A 1635-nucleotide genomic window follows, 5' to 3' on the forward strand; every position below is an offset into this window, starting at 1 on the left:
GGTCCAGACGCAGCGCGGCCAGCCTTCGCGCCGCGCCGCGCGGCGGATGCGGTGCGCAAGGCGCTTCGCGCGGCGCCGGTCGACCGGCACGTCGGTGCGGCCGATGCAACGCCCCACCACGCCGTCGGGCCGCGGATGGCGCCAGGCCTCGATGCGGTTCATGCCCAGCGCAGCGCGACCACCCAGCCCAGCAGCGCGAGCAGTTCGGTCAGCTGCTGCGTGGCGCCCAGCGTGTCGCCGGTGATGCCGCCGAGCCGGCGCCTGAACCAGCGGCCGCAGGCGATCGTGCCGAGCAGCACGCCGGCCAGCGCGAGTGCCACGTACGGCCACCACGCCCAGCGCAGCGCGAGCAGCCCGCCCGCCAGCAGCACCACCCAGCCGAGCGCAACGGCGACGCCGAGCGCCGACACCTTCTGCGCCAGCGGCTTCGCCTTGGCCTGCGACACCTCGCCCGCATACGGCAGCACGCGGATCAGCACCACCGCCGCCGCGCGCGACGCGGTGTGCGCGAGCAGCAGCGCCGGCACCGCCAGCGCCATCGGCAGGCTGGCGAGCGTCGCGGCCTTCAAGCCGAGCACCAGCACCAGCGCGACCGCGCCGTAGCTGCCGATGCGCGAGTCCTTCATGATTTCCAGCGCCCGCTCGCGGCTCACCGCGCCGCCGAGCGCGTCGCAGGTGTCGGCCAGGCCGTCCTCGTGGAAGGCGCCGGTGAGCCAGACGGTCGCCGCGATCGACAGCCACACGCCGATCGCGGTGCCGAGCGCCTGGCTGCCGATCGCCAGCGCGATCGCCGCGACCAGCCCGACGAGAAACCCGACCAGCGGGAAATGCCGCGCGCTCGCGTTCAGCCATTCGGGCTCGAAGCCGATGCGCGCCGGCACCGGCACGCGCGTGAAGAACTGCAGCGCGATCGCCATCAGGCGCAGTTCGTGCAGCACGGCCTTCAGCACGGGTCAGGCCTCGCTGCGGTCCGAAACGCCGGCCGACTCGAAGCTGGCCATCTCGGCCAGCACGCGCACCGCGCTCTCCAGCAGCGGCCAGGCGAGCGCAGCGCCCGAGCCCTCGCCCAGCCGCAGACCGAGGTCGAGCAGCGGTTCCCCGCCGAGCTCCCGCACCATCAGCGCATGGCCCGGCTCGGCCGAGCGGTGCGCGAGCACGCAGTAGCCGGCGAGCGCCGGCACCAGTCGCGTGGCCACCAGCACCGCGGCGGTCGCGATGAAGCCGTCGACGACGACGACGCGCCGCTCGGCCGCCGCCTGCAGCGCCGCCCCGGCCAGCATCGCGATCTCGAAGCCGCCGAACGCAGCCAGCGCCTGCAGCGGCTGTGTCGCGCCGGCATGGCGTTCGAGCACCTGCGCGAGCACCGCACGCTTGCGCGCGAGGCCGGCATCGTCGAGCCCGGTCCCGCGGCCRACGCAGGCGTCGATCGGCTGACCGCTCAGGCGCGCCAGCAGCAGCGCAGCGCTGGAGCTGTTGCCGATGCCCATCTCGCCGAGCAGCACCGCATTGCCCGGCAACTCGTGCACGACGGCCATGCCGGCGGCCAGCGCCTGCTGGCACTGCGCCTCGCTCATCGCCGGCCCGGCCAGCGCATCGGCGGTGCCGCGCGCGACCTTGCGGTCGATCAATCCAGCC

2 protein-coding genes are annotated in these 1635 nt (G+C 74.9%); both read right to left on the reverse strand.

Going from position 1 to position 1635, the window contains the following annotated elements; genetic code table 11:
* Positions 1-158: 158 nt before the first annotated feature.
* A complete protein-coding gene (cobS, locus tag AC1DXV_RS34410) occupies positions 159-950 on the reverse strand; it encodes an adenosylcobinamide-GDP ribazoletransferase (protein ID WP_477938020.1) in 792 nt (263 codons plus the stop codon).
* Positions 951-953: 3 nt separating this feature from the next.
* A partial coding sequence (locus AC1DXV_RS34415; protein ID WP_477938021.1) for a nicotinate-nucleotide--dimethylbenzimidazole phosphoribosyltransferase occupies positions 954-1635 on the reverse strand: 682 nt, incomplete at its 5' end.

It is taken from the genome of Rhizobacter sp. P3_C12, assembly GCF_056402735.1.